The following is a 16,298-nucleotide window of genomic DNA, read 5'->3' as shown; positions in this document are numbered from 1 at the left end:
CCTCGGCCGATTGGTTGTCGAGTATGGCGTCAGTAGTGTGGGAGGGACTTTAGCCGCGACGGTTGTTGCCAGGTTGATGCTGTCGCGGCTAAAGCCCCTCCCACGCATGTGCCGATTGATCCCTCAGTCCTCTTCCAGCACCACCACGCGCTGACCGGCGCGCACCGGCGAGCCGGGTTGCACACGCACTTCGCGCACCACGCCGTCGCGCGGGGCGGTGAGGGGGATTTCCATCTTCATCGACTCGAGGATCACCAGCACATCGCCGGCTTTCACTGCACTGCCTTCCTCGACCTGCACCTGCCAGAGGTTGCCGGCGATATGGCTGTCGATGCTGTGCTGACCGGCCGTGAGCGGCGCGTCGTCACCCAGTTCGGCGAGCACTTCCTCGCTCTCGTAGTGGGCCTGGCCGGAAGCGATCCAGCGCTGGCGCTCGGCGTCGAAGGCGGCGCGTTGCTGGCTGCGGAAGGCGTCGATGCCCTCGGCTTCCTCGGCGAGGAATTCCTGGTAGTCGGCCAGGGCCAGTTCGCTGTCTTCGATGCGCAGTTCATAGCGGCCGAGCGGGAAGTCGCGGCGGATCTGCAGCAGCTCCTCGGCGCCCACCGGGTAGAAGCGGATCTGGTCGAAGAAGCGCAGCAGCCAGGGCTTGCCGTGGAAGGCGGCGACTTCGCGGTAGCGGTTCCACATCTGCAGGGTGCGACCGACGAACTGGTAGCCGCCGGGGCCTTCCATGCCATACACGCACATGTAGGCGCCGCCGATGCCCACCGAGTTCTCCGCAGTCCAGGTGCGCGCCGGGTTGTACTTGGTGGTGACCAGGCGGTGGCGCGGATCGAGCGGGGTGGCCACCGGGGCACCAAGGTAGACGTCGCCCAGGCCCATCACCAGGTAGCTGGCGTCGAACACGGTGCGGTACACCTCGTCGAGGTTCGGCAGGTCGTTGATGCGGCGGATGAATTCCAGGTTGCTCGGGCACCAGGGCGCGTCCTTGCGCACTGTGGTCATGTATTTGTCGATGGCCAGCTGGCAGGCCGGGTCGTCCCAGGACAGCGGCAGATGCACGATGCGCGACGGCACCTTGAGGTCCTGGGCGTTGCACACCGCGTCCCACTCGCCGATCACCACCGCCAGCAGGTTGGCCAGCGACAGGGTTTCCGGCTGGTAGTGCACCTGCAGCGAGCGGATGCCCGGGGTCAGGTCGATCACGCCATTGAGGTTTTTCGCCTCCAGCGCCTGCATCAGCGCATGGCCGCGGAAGCGCAGCACCAGGTCCAGCTCGGCCTGGCCGATCTCCAGCAACAGGTGGGTGTCGCCGGAGAGGCGGGCGACCAGGCGCTTGTCCTGGCTGCCGATGTCGAGGATCACCGGTGGCTCCAGCGGGATCGGCTGCCAGTTGACGGCGACGGACTCCAGCCCGGCGACTTCGGCCTTGCGTGCCTTGGCCAGCGTGCGGGCAGTTTCGATGCTCACCGGTACGAAGCGCAGCTTGTCGCCGGCTTTGAGCTGGCCGAGCTGCCACAGGTCGGCCTCGATGATGGTCACCGGGCAGACGAAGCCGCCCAGGCTTGGGCCGTCCGGGCCGAGGATCACTGGCATGTCGCCGGTGAAGTCCACCGCGCCGATGGCGTAGGGGTTGTCGTGGATGTTCGACGGGTGCAGGCCGGCTTCGCCGCCGCTGTCGCGCACCCACTCCGGTTTCGGGCCGATCAGGCGCACGCCAGTACGGCTGGAGTTGAAGTGCACTTCCCAGTCGGTGGCGAGGAAGGTCTCGATATAGGCCGGGGTGAAGTATTCCGGCGCGCCGTGCGGGCCGTAGATCACGCGGATTTCACGGACGGTTGGCAGGGCGGTGCACAGCGCGGCGGGCAGTTGCGCGCCGTTGTCCGCATCGCTCAAAGCGGGAATATGCAGCACATCGCCGGCGCGCAGGGCGCGGCCGCCGTGGCCACCGAACTGGCCGAGGGTGAAGGTGCTTTTCGATCCCAGGTATTCCGGCACTTGCAGGCCGCCGCGCAGGCATAGGTACGAGCGTGCGCCGGAGCCGGCGATGGTGCCGAGGCTCAGCGTGCTGCCGGCCTTGATCAGCAGCGCGGTGTTCAGCGGTTGTGTCGCTCCATCGAGGGTGACCGGGATTTCCGCACCAGTCACCGCCACCACCGCATCGGTGTTGAAGCGCAGCAGCGGGCCGCTCATGGTGATTTCCAGGCCGGCGGCACCTTCGTCGTTACCCAGCAGGCGGTTGCCCAGGCGCAGCGCGCGGTCGTCCATCGGGCCGGACGGCGGCACGCCGACCGCCCAGTAGCCGAGGCGGCCGGGGAAGTCCTGCACGGTGGTCTGGGTGCCGGCGGAGAGCACCTCGAAGCTGTGCGCCTGGTAGGTCAGGCCTTCCAGGCAACGGGTCCAGGGCGAGCCGCTGGCGAACGGCGCATCGACCAGGATCTGCCGCAGGTACTGGCTGTTGGTTTCCACGCCGTACAGCAGGGTATCGGCCAGCGCCTGGTTGAGTGCGGCGCTGGCTTCCTCGCGGGTCGGCTTCCAAGTGATGACCTTGGCGATCATCGGGTCGAAGTAGGGCGGAATCTCGCAGCCGGCTTCGACCCAGGTGTCGATGCGCAGGGCCTTGCCATCGGCCGCCGGGAACTGCACGGCAGTCAGCAGGCCGGGGCTTGGCTGGAAGTCGCGGCCCGGGTCTTCGGCGTACAGGCGCGCCTGGATGGCATGGCCGCTGGCTTTCAGACCTTTGCCCAGTTCGCTGAGTGGGGCCAGGTCGCCGGCCGCCAGTTCGATCATCCAGCGCACCAGATCGACGCCCCACACCTGCTCGGTGACGCCGTGCTCGACCTGCAGGCGGGTGTTCACTTCGAGGAAGTAGAAGCGCTCGGCCTCGCTGTCGTAGACGAATTCCACGGTGCCGGCGCTGCGGTAGCTGACCGCCTTGGCCAGCTTGATCGCTGCCGCGCACAGTTCCTCGGCCATGCCGGCCGGCAGGTTGGGTGCCGGGGTTTCTTCCAGCACTTTCTGGTTGCGTCGTTGCACCGAACAGTCGCGCACGCCGAGGGCCAGCACTTCACCTTTACCGTCGCCGAATACCTGCACTTCCAGGTGGCGGGCGCGCTGGATGTACTTCTCGATAAACACGCCGCTGTCGCTGAAGTTGTTCTGCCCGAGGCGCTTGACGGCCTCGAAGGCGTCGCTCAGCTCGGCCGCGCTGTTGCACACGCGCATGCCGATGCCGCCACCGCCGGCGGTGCTTTTCAGCATCACCGGGTAGCCGACCTGTTCGCCTGCGACCAGTGCTGCGTCGAGGTTTTCCAGCAGTTCGGTGCCTTCCAGCATCGGTACGCCGTGCTGTTTCGCGAGTGCGCGGGCGGTGTGCTTGAGGCCGAATACGCGCAGCTGCTCCGGGGTCGGGCCGACAAAAGCGATGCCGGCCGCTTCGCAGGCCTCGGCAAAGGCGGCGTTCTCGGAGAGGAAACCGTAGCCAGGGTGAATGGCTTTGGCGCCGGTCTGTTTGGCCACGGCGAGGATCTTGTCGACCACCAGGTAGGTGCCGGCGGCCGGGCCTTCGCCGAGGCTGAAGGCTTCATCGGCCTGCTGGATATGCAGGCTGGCGGCGTCGGCCTCGGAGTACACGGCCACGCCCTGCACGTCGAGCTGACGCAGAGTGCGCAGGATGCGGCAGGCAATGGCGCCGCGGTTGGCGATCAGGAGTTTGTCGAACATCTGCTTGCCCTCGAAAGGGTTGGCGGGCCGTCCCGCCGCTATTCGGTCTGCACCACGGTCGTCCGGGGTGGGAAATCGGTATGAGTGCCAGCGGGCTGGTACCTAGGGTTTCTCGGTGGGCGTGGGCTTCTGTTCCAGGCACTGCCCCGAGCGGCTCTGGCACAGGCGGAACAGCCACTCGCGAAGCTGCTTCAGTCCCATACCAGCACCTCGGCCGGGGTCGGGTTCCAGCCGTTGCACGGGTTGTTCAGTTGCGGGCAGTTGGAGATCAGCACGATGACGTCCATGTGCGCGACCAGCTCGACGTACTTACCCGGCGCGGAGATGCCGTCCTCGAAGGTCAGGCCGCCTTCCGGGGTGACCGGCACGTTCATAAAGAAGTTGATGTTGGCGCCGATGTCGCGCTTCTCCAGGCGGCCGTCGTGCAGGCTGGCGCGCAGGAAGTTGTCGCGGCAGCTGTGCATGTAGCGCTTGTCCAGCGCATAGCGAACCGTGTTGCTCTCCTGCGCGCAGGCGCCGCCGAGGGTGTCGTGGCGGCCACAGGTGTCGGCGCTGATGGTCAGCAGCGGGTTGCCCAGGTTGGACCAGAGCACGGTGCCGGTGGTCAGGTACACGCTGTTCTGCTTGCGCAGGGTGCGTTGCGGGTCGTAGCGCTCGCGCGGGTTCTTCGCACTGAAGAACAGCGTGTCGACCGCCTGGTTGCCTTCGAGGTCGAGCAGGCGCACGGTCTGCCCGGCTTTGACTTCGCAGAGGAACGGTTCGCCGGCCGGGATCTCATGGCGGTAGACGGCGGTGGCGGCATGCTTGTCGCTGGCGGTAAGGCTCATGTCGGCGTCCTCAGATATACAGGCGTTCGGTGTTGTGGAAGCCGCGGCCGTTCTCCGGGCGCGAGGTGCGGCAGAGCACGCTGATGCCGTCGCTCTCGACGCGGCTCCAGCTCAGTTGCACCGGCTTGGGCGCGTACTGCGGGTTGGGGTCCAGCGGGTGTTGCAGGGCGGTGAGTACCACCAGGGCGTCCATCGGCGCGTACAGCTCGATGTAGTCGCCGGCCCTGGAGTTGCCCGGCTCGAAGTGGAAGCGGCCGTCGCCATCGACGCTGACCTTGCTGAACAGGTTGAGCGCCATCAGCAGGTCCTGCAGGTTGAGGTTCCACTTGCCCATTTCCACCAGCAGGTTGTCCGTGCCGTTGCGGAAGTAGCCGTTGCGCAGTTCCTGATAACGACCGGCGCCGTATTTCTCGCTGACTTCTTCGGCGTTGAGCACGCCGCCGAAGCTGTCGTGCCAGCCGCAGGTGTCGGCGGTGATGGTGGCGAGCACGCGGCCCATGTCCGAGTACAGGCAGTGGCCGGCGGTGAGCCTGGCGGTGTGCTGGCACTTGAGGGTGTCCGGCAGGTTCAGGCGCTCGCTTTTCTCGGCGGCACTGAGCAGCAGCAGGCTGACGTTGGCGTCGCCTTCGAGGTCGGTGATGCGCAGCAGCTGGCCGCGCTTGAGGACGAAGGAGGTGTGGCCGCCGCCGGGTACGAGTTCCTCGTACAGGCTGGGGCGCAGGGTCAGGGATGCGGTCATGCTTGCTCCTTATAGGGCTCGGTGACGTGCGCCGGCAGCGCCTCGACGGCGGCGCGGGTGGCGCGGCGGTCGCTGTTCAGGGGGATGTCGTAGGTGATGCGCGCGCCGAAGGCATTCGGCGCGTGCGGGTCGATGCGGGTCTTGTCGAACACCAGCAGACGGGTGCCGAGGCTGAAGCCCTCGCTCAGGTCATGGGTGACCATGAACACGGTCAGTCTGGTCTCGTGCCACAGTTCCAGCAGCAGGGTGTGCATGTCCTTGCGGATGCCCGGGTCGAGGGCGCCGAAAGGTTCGTCGAGCAGCAGCACGCGCGGCTTCATGATCAGCGCCTGGGCGATGGCCAGACGTTGCTGCATGCCGCCGGAGAGCTGGCTGGGGTATTTGTCCAGGGCGTGGCCGAGGCCGACTTTCCTCAGGATCACTTCGGCCTGGGCGCGGGCGTCGCGCTTGGCGGCGCCGAACAGGCGGCCGAGCAGCGGCGAGCGCGGCAGCTCCAGGCCGATGGCGACGTTGTCCAGCACGCTCAGGTGCGGGAACACCGAGTAGCGCTGAAACACTACACCACGGCTGCTATCCGGCTCGCCGGCCAGCGGCTGGCCACCGAGCAGGATCTCGCCACGGCTGGCGCGCTCCTGGCCCAGCAGCAGGCGCAGGAAGGTCGACTTGCCGCAGCCGGAGGCGCCGACCAGGGTGCAGAACTCGCCTTCGTTGATGCTCAGGTTCAAACGCTCAAGCACGACCTGGTCGCCGTACTCCTGCCAGACGTTTTTCACTTCGATAAAGGCGCTCATGCTTTCGCTCCTTCATACCAGGGGAAGCACAGGCGGGTGAGCTGGCGCAGGCCCAGGTCCATCAGCCAGGCGAGCAGGGTGATCCACACCACGTACGGCAGGATCACGTCCATCGCCATGTAGCGACGCACGAGGAAGATGCGGTAACCGAGGCCGTCGGTGGAGGCGATGGCTTCGGCGGCGATGAGGAACAGCCAGGCCGAACCGAGCACCAGGCGCAGGGCGATCAACAGACGCGGCAGCAGTTGCGGCAGCACCACGCGCAGGATCAGGGTCCAGGTGCTGGCGCCGAGGGTCTGCGCCTTGATCAGGATTTCCGTGGGGATCTCGCGGGCGCGCTGTTCCAGATCGCGGGCCAGCACCGGGGTGATGCCGATGACGATCAGCATCACCTTGGACAGCTCGCCCAGGCCGAAGACAATAAACAGGATCGGCAGGATCGCCAGCGGCGGCACCATCGACAGCACGGTCAACAGTGGCGACAGCGGCGCGCGGAACAGCGGCAGAATACCGGCCGCGATGCCCAGGCACAGGCCTGCCAACGCGGCGATGCTGATGCCCATGCCGAGGCGCTTGAGGCTCGATGCGCTGTCTTCCCAGAACAGGTAGTTGCCGCTGCGCTTGTCCTCGGTAAAGGCCAGGCGATCAACCGCTGCGACCATCTGGCTGGCGCTGGGCAGCAGTTTGTCGTTGGGGTTGGCCGTTAGCCGTTGCGCCGAACCTACGAAATAGGCAAACAGCAGCAGGGCGAAGGGCAGCAGGATCAGCAGCAGGCGACCACTGCGGTCCGGGTGGCGGTTGATCAGACGCATGGGGCTATCTCATGGGTGAACGAGAGCTGTGTAGGGTGCGCTGCGCGCACCGGCGGCACGTACGGGCTTGCCGGTGCGCACGGCGCACCCTACGGCGTCAGAGTTTTCCGTCAGCCGCCATCTGCATATAGCTCGGGTCAAAGCGCAGCTTGAGGTTGCCTTTGTCGCCGGTTACCACGCCCTTGGCGAAGCTCATGCCGATGGCATCAGCGCTTTGTGCGCCTTCGCCGAGCAAGCCGTGGCCGAAGGAGAACTCCGCGACCTTGGTCATGGTGGCCGGCAGTTTCGGGCTGGTGGCGAAGGCCACGGCGTCCTTGGCCGAATAGAACATCTTGGTCGCCGCAAGTTGTGCGTCATAGCCGGCCAGGTCAGTGCCGGAGGCTTTGGCCATATGCTCGCGGGCGGCCTTGCCGGCCGGGGTGTCGGCGCTCATGGTGGCCATGATTTCGTACCAGGCGCCGGTCAGTGCCTTACCGAAGGCGGGGTTGTCCTTGAGGGTGTCGCTGTTGACCACCATCAGGTCGATGATTTCACCGGGAATCTGGCTGGAATCGAACACCTTGGTCACATTCGGCGTGGCTTCGATCTCGGCCAGCAGCGGGTTCCAGGTGGTCAAGGCGGTGACGTCGCTGGTGGCGAAGGCCGCGACCATGTCGGCGTCGGAGGTATTCACCACTTTCAGGTCTTTCTCGCTGAGACCGGCTTTTTCCAGGCCGCGGGCCAGCAGGTAGTGGGATACGGAGAGTTCAACCAGGTTGACGTTCTGACCCTTGAGGTCCCCCAGGGTCTTTTTCTCGCCTTTGAGCACGACGCCGTCGTTGCCGTTGGAGAAGTCGCCGATGATCAGCGCGGTGCTGTCCACGCCGCCGGCGGCCGGGATGGTCAGGGCATCCATATTGGTCATGGTGCAGCCGTCGAACTGGCCAGCGCTGTACTGGTTGATCGATTCGACGTAATCGTTGATCTGCACCACATCGATGTTGATGTCGTACTTCTTCGCCCATTTGTCGACGATGCCTTCGGCGTCACCGTATTCCCAGGGCATCCAGCCGGCGTAGATGGTCCAGCAGACGCTGAAGTCGGTTTTCGGCGCGGCGTGGCTATTGAGGCTGATGGCGGCGGCCAGGCCGGCGGCAAGTACTGAACACAGACGGGTCTTACGCATGGTGGAGCCTCCAGTTCGAGAAAGACGGGCAGGAGTGCGCGGCGGTTTCCCCACGGGTGGGGCGCGTTCTCCCGGGCTTTTATCCCGCCGTGTAACCTCGAAGGAGGTCGCCAACTCTCGGACCAGTCACCCGCATTCATCGGAGCGCGGATCGGAACCCTAGTTGGCTATTGCAAATTGTGGTGCCGCGATCCCGCCGCAGCGGGTTGTTCCTGCACGTAATAGATATTGCGAACATCGTGCCAGCTTGTTCTGGCTGCGCTGGCACGGGGTTTCTGCTGACACCAGGCCCGGCTTGTGCGCCCTGGCGGTGCGCAATGCAGCGGCTGTGCTGCATTGCGGGGCGTCTGCTCGGAAGCGGTTTACGATCTCGCGAGCTAGAGCTATGCAAGGCAAAAACAGGCGAGGAAGCGGAGTTTACGAGCTGTAAATGAGCATTCCGAGCCTGTTTTTAACGCAGCAGAGCTGACGCGCAGCAGATCGTAGACTGCTTCTCAAAGTTGCTTGTCTGCGGCCATCTGCATATAGCGGCCATCGAAACGCAGCAGAATGTTGCTGGCATTACCCAGGCTGCGTTCCCCGCTGAAGGCGATACCCAGCTTCTCCAGGCCCTTGCCGTCGTGGCCGAGCAGCTTCTGCTGGTCGGCAAACTGGGCAACCCGCTGCATCAGCTCGGGCATCTTGTTGGCACTGGCAAAAGCCAGGGCGTAACGCGGCGAGTAGAACGAGCGCAGGGTGTCCAGTTGCTGGCTGAAATCCTCGGGTGTGGTGCCGGCGGCGCTGGCCATCTTCGCTCGTGCTGCGCGCCCGGCATCGGTGGGCATGCCCATCAGCCGCTGGGTTTCGAACCAGGCTCCGGTCAGTGCCTTGCCAAGCTCCGGGTGCGCTGCCAGAACCTTGCTGTTGACCACGGTGAGGTCGACGACCTCGCCGGGAATCAGGTTGGAGCTGAACACCTGGCTGACCTGAGACTGCTGTTTGATCTTGGCCAGGATCGGGTTCCAGGTGATCACCGCATCGCCCTGGCCGGCGAGAAAGGCTTCGGCAATCTGCGTGTCGGAGATGTGTTGAATGGTCACATCCTCAGGCTTGAGCAGGGCCCATTCCAGGGCGCGGCTGAGCAGGTAGTGCGACACCGAGTTTTCCACCAGCAGCACGGTCTTACCCTTGAGGTCTTTCAGGGTCAGGCCAGGGCCGCGCAGCAGAATGGCATCCGCGCCGTTGGAGAAGTCGCCGATGATCAGCGCTGTGGAGTCGACGCCCGCCGCAGCCGGGATGGTCAGTGCATCCATATTGGTCATCGAGCAGGCATCGAACTCGCCCGCGCTGTAGCGTTCGATGGAGCCGACGTAATCCGGCACCTCGCTGATGTCCACGCGAATGCCGTACTTGTCGGCCCATTTCTGCATGATCCCTTCGCTGGCGGCATAGCCCCAGGGCATCCAGCCGGCAAAGATCGACCAGCACAGCTTGAAGGTTTTCGGTTCAGTGGCGGCGTGCGCCGGTTGCAGCAGCAGGCTGGCCAGCAGGCAGCTGCAGGTGAAGCGGGCGAGCAGGGTACGTAGGGGCATGGTTACCTCGGGGCAGTCAGCGGGAACAGGAAAGCGGACAGCTGTGCTGTGCGTTCTCCCGGGCTTTTATCCCGCCGTGTAACCCCATGGCCGAGGCCACTGCGTGAGGTCGTCAACTCTCGGACCAGTCATTCGCGGCTGCGCTGAGCGGCGAATCGGAACCCTAGTCGACCATTGCTATTGTCAGGCTGCAAGCGACGTGCTGCCGTACGCATTTCCTTGGTGTCGCCAGGCTTAAGCGAGGACTGTGCCAGGTTGCCCCGAGGGCGGTCGGTTGGGGCTGCGTGTGGCACCTTTGAAATGATTTGTCATGAAATCTGCCGTACAGGCTCAGCGCACTGGCGAGGGGTTAGCGTTGTCTGATCTGTTGGGAACCCTCCCTGGCAGCGACAGCAGTTGTTGCCGTACCTGCGGTCGAAGGAGGCCGCCATGTCCTATAAATCCATGCTGTTGGCGCTGTTGTTTGTCTCGTTAAGCGGTTGTGCGGTCTACGGCGGCGGCAGTGGCTATGGCCACCGCGGTTATGACCGGCACTATTCGACCACCTATTACCAAGTGCAACGCTACCCGGTCTATGTGGTGCCGCAGCAGCGTTATCCGGCCTACCGCCATGACGGGCGGCGCCACGAACATTACCGTCAGCCCCCGCGCTATTACGTGCCGGCGCCACCCCCACGGCATTACCAACCGCACAGCTATCAGAAGCGCCACGACTACCGCGCCGTGCAGCCGCGTGCCGGCTGGGATAACCGACCGCGGGAATACTCTCGCGAGCGTCCGCAACACCGTCAGGAACGTTACGACGGCCGCCATGGTGGCGAACAGCGGCGTGATGAGCGGCGCGGCTGGGAGCGCCAGCGCAACTGATGGCGTACGCCAGTCAGTTAGGTGTATCCGCCACCTGCTGGCCGAAGATGCGGTCTTCGGCCAGGATTTCCTCACGGATGACTTCGGCTGCCGGCGACAGACTATGCCCGGCGCGGCTGATCAAGGCGTAGGCTGATTGCTCGGTCAGCACACCGTCGGCCAGCGGCAAACGCGCCAGGCGGCCGGCCTGGATATCCTCAGCCACCACATCCCAAGGCGCCATGCTCAGCACGTCGCTGTCGGCCACCAAGGCTTTGAGCACCATAAAGTTGTCGCATTGAATGCTCAGCGGCTGCTCGCGGCCACTGAGTGCACGCAGGTTCTGCGCCACGGCCAGCGGCAGCTGGGTGCCCGCCATGGGGTAGTCGAGCAGCGCCTGCATCTGCAGCCTGGCGTGCGCCAATAACGGGTGACCAGGGCGACAGAACAGCACCCCGCTGTGGCGCTGCAGTGGCTCGATGCACAGCAGTGGGTCATCGAGCAGTTCACGGCTGTCGGCGACAAACAGCTCCAGGGCGTCATCCAGCAGACTGCTGCGCAGTTCCAGCCAGTTGCCGATCTGCAGGTTGACCCGTACCCGTGGATAGCGCAGCGCCATACGACCCACCGCCCGTGGCACCAGGCGCGCCGCCGGATAGGGGCCGGCGCCTAGGCGCAGTTCACCGGTTTGCAGATTACCCAGTTGGCTAACGGCGTTTTTCAGCGCCTGGCTGCCAGCCAGCAGGCGCTGTGCATGTTCCAGCACCAGTTGGCCGTGGGTGGTTAGGCTGATACCGCGGCTGTGCCGGTCGACCAGGTTGCAGCCGAGGCTGCTTTCCAGCGCCTGGATGCTGCGACTCAGCGCGGGTTGGCTGAGGTGCACGGCTTCGGCGGCACGGGCGAAATGGCCGTGTTCGGCAAGGGCGACAAAATGGCGAAGCTGACGAAGGTCATTCATGCGCTGATTGCATCATTTATTGATTTGGAATGCATTGGAATTATTGCTGTCGCTTGGCCACTCTGCCAATACCGCCAATAACAATGAGCGACTCGCATGTTTTTACTGAATCGAACTGCCGCCGTGCTGCTGAGCCTGGCATTACCCCTGGCCGGTCAGGCCGCGCTGCCCGAAGAACAGATCCGCCCGTCGATCAACCCGGAGCTGGCCGAGCACACCAAACACTTCGCGCAGAAGGTCTACCAGGTGGCCGGCAACGTTTATTCCGCTGTCGGCTGGCAGCTGGGCAACGTGGCGATGATCGAGGCGCCGGAAGGGCTGATCATCATCGACACCGGCGAGTCTGTCAGCGAGTCGCGCAAGATCATGGCCGAGTTCCGCAAGATCAGCGACAAGCCGGTCAAGGCGGTGGTCTATACCCACTTCCACCCGGACCACATCAACGGCGTGAAGGCTTTCGTCACGGAAGAGCAGGTGCGCAATGGCGAGGTGCAGATCATCGCCCACGACACCCTGCTGGCCAATGTGGTGGCGCAGGGGGCGCTGGTCGGGCCGATTCTCTCGGTGCGTTCCGGCTACAGCTTCGGTGCGGCGCTGCCGGCCAGTGACCATGAACAGATGAACGCCGGGATCGGCCCGTTGGCCAAGGCCGAGGCTTCGACTTTTATCGCGCCGACCCTGACCTTCAAGGACAAACTCGATACGCGCATCGCCGGCCTGGATCTGCAGTTTCTGCATGTGCCCAGCGAAGCGCCGGACGAGATCATCGTCTACCTGCCGGATAACCGCGTGCTGATCAGCGCCGAGGTGGAGCAGGGGCCAACACTGCCGAATATCCACACCCTGCGCGGCACCAAGTTCCGCGACCCGGTGGTGTGGGTCGAAAGCCTGGACAAGCTGCGCGCCTATCAGGCCGAGCACATGGTGCCGCTGCACGGCCGGCCTGTCAGTGGCCAGGATCAGGTCGAGGAAGTGCTGCGCATGACCCGCGACGGCATCGCCTATATCCACGACCAGACCGTGCGCTGGATGAACAAGGGCCTGACCCCGGACGAGCTGGTCGAGAAGGTCAAACTGCCGCCGCACCTGGCCGGCTACACACCTTACCTGCGTGAGTACTACGGCACGGTCAAACACAGCGTGCGGCAGATTTACAACGGTTACCTGGGCTGGTTCCAGGGTGACCCGGTGGCGCTTGATCCGCTGCCGCCTAAAGATAAAGCCGAGCGCCTGATTACGTTGATGGGTGGTCGGGAAAAACTGCTGCTGGCCGCTGGCGAGGCCTACCTCAAGGGTGATTACCAATGGGCCGCCGAGCTGTCCAGCTACGCCATTCAGGTGGACAACGAGGACACGCTGGCCCGCGACATCAAGGCCCGCAGTTTCCGCAAGCTGGGCTATGCCAGCATGAACATCAACTGGCGTAACTGGTACCTGATGAGCGCTATGGAACTGGAAGGCAAACTGGCCGGCGACCAGGTGCAGCAGATGGCCCAGAGCATGCGCAGCGCGTTTCTCTCCACCGACATGCTGAAGACCTTCCCGGCGCGGATCTTCCTGCAGAACTGGATTACCCGGGTCGATCCGGACAAGGCCAATGATGTGCAGCTGACCCTGGGTTTCAGCTTCCCGGATATCGGCGAGCAGTGGGCACTGGAAGTGCGCCGTGGCGTGGTGCAGCTGCACCAGGGCATACCCGAGGGCACCACGCTCAAGCTGACCCTCGATAAGACGTATCTGGACACCGTGATGAGTGGCGAGAACGGCCTGCTCAAGGGCGCATTACTGGGTGATGTAAAAGTCGACGGCAATCTGCTGGATATCAAGACTTTCCTCGGCTGCTTTGACTTCGGCGATACGCCGATTGCCCTGACCCTGCGTTGAGTGTTGCTGCGCTGTGCGACCCGACCAAAGTGCGGACTCACTTGAGGCGTTATCAGGGCAGACTGCTCAGGTTTTTCACCTGATGAAGGAGTGCTTCATGCCTGTTCTGATATTCGCCAAGGGTGCGCTGGCCGCATTCTGGTTGCTGGCGCTGCTCAACCTGTTTTACCCCATGGGTGAGGGCTGGCACCTGGCTGTCAATCTGATTGCCGGTGGCATGCTGCTGGCGCATCTCGGCGAGATGCTGCTATTCAACGCGCGCCTGGTTGGCCAGCCGCAGCTCTGGTTGCAGCGTCTGCAAGTGCTGCTGTTCGGCTTTATCCACCTGCGTGGTCTGCCCCGCGCCTGAGTTCCACCTTCGTTGCGCGGTCGCTTGCCTGCAACGGGCAATGCGACCGCCATCGCAACCCTCTCGTTTCCCTCCGCTGAGTTGTCCTCGCAGATGCGCTGAACATTGTGTTTTGCGCCTACGCCCCGCACCATGACGGGCGTCGCACAGCTGTGCTGCGAGCGGGCGTTAGCGCTTTCTGAGTGCCGCGCCGGCCGCGACGATCTGATCTGTTTACGCGTATTCGGGCCGGTAACTGTGCGGTGGGCTCGACAGGAGTGGTTGATGTCGTTGTTCAAGCAGCTGTTTATCGCCATCTGCATGTTGATGCTGGTGAATTTCGTCGGCAGTTTTCTGGTCAGTGTGGAAAGCTCGCGTGAGCAGCAGGTCAACCAGCTGCGCGCCCATGCCCAGGATGCCGCCACGGCGCTGGGTCTTTCGCTCAGCCCGCATGTCAACGACACCGCGATGATCGAATTGATGGTCAGCTCGATCTTCGACAGTGGCTATTTCGAGAGCATTCGCGTTACCGACCCAGCCACCGGCAAGCTGTTGGTTGAACGCAGCGGTGTGCCGGTCAGCGGCGAGGCGCCCCAGTGGTTTGCCCGCCTGGTCGATCTGGAGCCAGCCCAGGGCGATGCGATTGTCAGTGATGGCTGGCGTCAGGCCGCGCAGGTGCAGGTGATCAGTCACCCGTTGTTTGCTGTCGGCAAACTCTGGCAGAGCACCCTTGGCAACCTGTTATGGCTGACCCTGAGCGGTGTGCTGTGCATTGCCCTGGGTGTGCTACTGCTCAAGCGCCAGCTGCGGCCGCTGGATTATATGGTCGAGCAGTCCAATGCCATCGCCCGCCGCGAATTCCTCAGCTTGCCGGAACTGCCGAAAACCCCCGAGTTTCGCCGGGTAGTCAACGCCATGAACCAGATGGTCGGCAAGCTCAAGGCACTGTTTGCCGAAGAGGCCGCACGCAGTGAAGCGTTGCGCGCTGAAGCCTATCAGGACAGCCTGACCGGGCTGGCCAATCGGCGCTATTTCGATCTGCAACTGCATGCCCGACTGAATGTCGACGAGCAGGCCTGCAGTGGTTATTTGCTATTGCTGCGGGTCAATGACCTGAGCGGCCTCAACCAGCGTCTGGGCGGTCAGCGCACCGACCAGTTGCTGGTCAGCATTGCCGAGCAGCTGCAACAGCTCAGCCAGGGACGCTTTGTGCTGGCGCGTAACCGCGGGGGCGAGTTCGCCTTGCTCGCGCCGGGGTATGAACGGCATGAGGCGCAACAGCTGGCTGAGCAGCTGGAGCAGAAGCTAAACAGCCTGCAGCAAACTGGAGCCAGCGACTGCCTGCCGGTCGCACATATGGGCCTGACCAGTTTCGCCCCAGGTGCTGCAGAAAACGACCTGTTCCGCGCGCTGGACAGCGCCTTGGCGCAAGCCGCCAGCCAGGCGCAACCGAGCTGGACATTTAATGAGCTGCTTGAACAGTCGCTGGCGGTGGATGAAGGGCAAAGCTGGTACCGCCTGCTGGATCAGGCTCTGACGCAGGGGCGTATCCAATTGTTCTTCCAGCCGGTGGTGGCTGCCGGTGACTCTGCACGCGTGCTGCACCACAAGGTGCTGGCGCGGGTACTGGATGAACAGGGCGCAGTGATTCCCGCCGGGCGCTTCCTGCCCTGGGTTGAGCGCTTTGGCTGGGCCGCACGGCTGGATCAGGTGATGCTTGGCCTGGTGCTCAAACAGCTGCAAGGGCATCAGGCCGCTGTGGCGCTGAGCCTGTCTGGCAGCAGTATTCGTGATCCGCAAGCGCTGGCGGCACTGTATGCCGTACTCCAGCAGAACCGCCAACTGGGGCCGCGTTTGACCCTGGAGTTGGATGAAGACCAGCTCCCCGACCAGGCACTGCTGGAAAGCCTGACCCAGCGCTTGCGCAGCCTGGGTTTTGGTCTCGGCCTGCAGCACTTCGGTGGGCGTTTCAGCATGATCGGCAACCTGGCCAAGCTGGGCCTGGGTTACCTCAAGGTGGATGGCAGCTATATCCGCGACATCGATCAGGAAAACGACAAACGCCTGTTTATCGAGGCCATGCAGCGCGCGGCCAACAGCATTGATTTGCCGTTGATTGCCGAACGTGTGGAAAGCGAAGGGGAGTGGCAGGTGCTACGTGCCATGGGTATTAGCGGCGTACAGGGTCGTCTGTTCGGTGAGCCCGGGCCTTGGCGCTGACAGCAGTCTCTGGAGGCGCGGGCCATGCCCGCGAACCCTTGTTAGCCTGACGTATCAATGCGCTTGGATCAGATCAGCTTTGATTCATCATCATTGATCAACCGATGCAGCCCGCCCAAGGCATCCCGCGCCTTGCTACGGCCGACCAGTTTGCTTTGCGCAGCTTCCGGTAAATCGGTGATGCGTACCACACCTTTACGGATCAGTACGGTAATCAAGTCTTCCAGTACCCGGATCATGTCCAGGTCGCTCTGCTTGAGTTGCAGCAGGCTGCTTTCGACCGTCTGGTTGGCATACCAGGCCTGAGCTTCCTGGCTGTCGGCCAACAACTCGCCGTCCATGCCCTCGAAGGGCGCCGCTTCCACCTGTTGCAGATTGCCCCAGGCGTCCCGCTTTACATACAACATCGACCGCTCCTTGCCTCTGTGGCCACC

At 63.8% G+C, this 16,298-nt stretch carries 13 protein-coding genes and 2 riboswitches; of the genes, 4 read left to right on the top strand and 9 right to left on the bottom strand.

Translation table 11 applies throughout. The features are described 5' to 3' along the window. Positions 1-123: 123 nt before the first annotated feature. The 7 genes from uca to ACSQ17_RS03320 all read right to left on the bottom strand — a co-directional run bounded on the left by uca (position 124) and on the right by ACSQ17_RS03320 (position 9,628). Positions 124-3,723: an urea carboxylase gene (uca, locus tag ACSQ17_RS03350; RefSeq protein ID WP_436067581.1), complete on the bottom strand. Its 3,600-nt coding sequence runs from the start codon at positions 3,721-3,723 to the stop codon at positions 124-126. A gap of 191 nt (positions 3,724-3,914) precedes the next feature. Beyond that, positions 3,915-4,550, bottom strand: a complete 636-nt coding sequence (locus tag ACSQ17_RS03345) for an urea amidolyase associated protein UAAP2 (RefSeq protein WP_436067580.1) — start codon at positions 4,548-4,550, stop codon at positions 3,915-3,917. Between the two features lie 10 nt (positions 4,551-4,560). Continuing rightward, entirely contained in the window at positions 4,561-5,289 is a 729-nt protein-coding gene (locus ACSQ17_RS03340) for an urea amidolyase associated protein UAAP1 (RefSeq protein WP_436067579.1), read from the bottom strand. Continuing rightward, positions 5,286-6,080 (bottom strand): ABC transporter ATP-binding protein, encoded by a 795-nt coding sequence (locus ACSQ17_RS03335; protein ID WP_436067578.1) that lies wholly within the window; start codon positions 6,078-6,080, stop codon positions 5,286-5,288. Before ACSQ17_RS03335 ends, ACSQ17_RS03340 begins: the two co-directional genes overlap by 4 nt. Next, positions 6,077-6,892, bottom strand: coding sequence for an ABC transporter permease (locus ACSQ17_RS03330; protein WP_436067577.1), 816 nt, complete (start codon positions 6,890-6,892; stop codon positions 6,077-6,079). Before ACSQ17_RS03330 ends, ACSQ17_RS03335 begins: the two co-directional genes overlap by 4 nt. Positions 6,893-6,989: 97 nt before the next feature. Next, positions 6,990-8,057 carry a putative urea ABC transporter substrate-binding protein gene (locus tag ACSQ17_RS03325; RefSeq protein ID WP_436067576.1) on the bottom strand — a complete coding sequence of 356 codons (1,068 nt, stop codon included), beginning with the start codon at positions 8,055-8,057 and terminating at the stop codon, positions 6,990-6,992. 66 nt (positions 8,058-8,123) lie between these two features. Next, positions 8,124-8,231, bottom strand: a riboswitch (guanidine-I (ykkC/yxkD leader). A gap of 320 nt (positions 8,232-8,551) precedes the next feature. Beyond that, positions 8,552-9,628, bottom strand: coding sequence for a putative urea ABC transporter substrate-binding protein (locus ACSQ17_RS03320; RefSeq protein WP_436067575.1), 1,077 nt, complete (start codon positions 9,626-9,628; stop codon positions 8,552-8,554). A 53-nt stretch (positions 9,629-9,681) separates the two neighbouring features. Next, positions 9,682-9,806: riboswitch (guanidine-I (ykkC/yxkD leader) on the bottom strand. 251 nt (positions 9,807-10,057) lie between these two features. Between ACSQ17_RS03320 and ACSQ17_RS03315 the strand changes: the two genes are divergently transcribed. After that, positions 10,058-10,495, top strand: coding sequence for a hypothetical protein (locus ACSQ17_RS03315; RefSeq protein WP_233686249.1), 438 nt, complete (start codon positions 10,058-10,060; stop codon positions 10,493-10,495). Between the two features lie 13 nt (positions 10,496-10,508). Here ACSQ17_RS03315 and ACSQ17_RS03310 read toward each other — a convergent pair whose 3' ends face one another. Continuing rightward, positions 10,509-11,432: a LysR family transcriptional regulator gene (locus tag ACSQ17_RS03310; protein WP_436067574.1), complete on the bottom strand. Its 924-nt coding sequence runs from the start codon at positions 11,430-11,432 to the stop codon at positions 10,509-10,511. 96 nt (positions 11,433-11,528) lie between these two features. Between ACSQ17_RS03310 and ACSQ17_RS03305 the strand changes: the two genes are divergently transcribed. From ACSQ17_RS03305 to lapD, 3 genes are all read left to right on the top strand, one after another. Continuing rightward, positions 11,529-13,316, top strand: a complete 1,788-nt coding sequence (locus tag ACSQ17_RS03305; RefSeq protein ID WP_436067573.1) for an alkyl/aryl-sulfatase — start codon at positions 11,529-11,531, stop codon at positions 13,314-13,316. A 97-nt stretch (positions 13,317-13,413) separates the two neighbouring features. Then, a complete protein-coding gene (locus ACSQ17_RS03300) occupies positions 13,414-13,665 on the top strand; it encodes a DUF1145 domain-containing protein (RefSeq protein ID WP_233686246.1) in 252 nt (83 codons plus the stop codon). A 264-nt stretch (positions 13,666-13,929) separates the two neighbouring features. Continuing rightward, complete coding sequence (gene lapD / locus ACSQ17_RS03295) at positions 13,930-15,864, top strand: cyclic di-GMP receptor LapD (protein WP_436067572.1); 1,935 nt, start codon at positions 13,930-13,932, stop codon at positions 15,862-15,864. A 68-nt stretch (positions 15,865-15,932) separates the two neighbouring features. Here the strand turns inward: lapD and ACSQ17_RS03290 are convergent, their stop codons facing one another. Continuing rightward, complete coding sequence (locus ACSQ17_RS03290; RefSeq protein ID WP_233686244.1) at positions 15,933-16,271, bottom strand: tryptophan synthase subunit beta; 339 nt, start codon at positions 16,269-16,271, stop codon at positions 15,933-15,935. Between the last annotated feature and the right edge of the window lie 27 nt (positions 16,272-16,298).

It is taken from the genome of Pseudomonas sp. LjRoot71 (assembly GCF_964253255.1).
Lineage (GTDB): Bacteria > Pseudomonadota > Gammaproteobacteria > Pseudomonadales > Pseudomonadaceae > Aquipseudomonas.
Note: the sequence above shows the minus strand (reverse complement) of the source record. Positions and strands in the feature narration are given on the sequence as shown.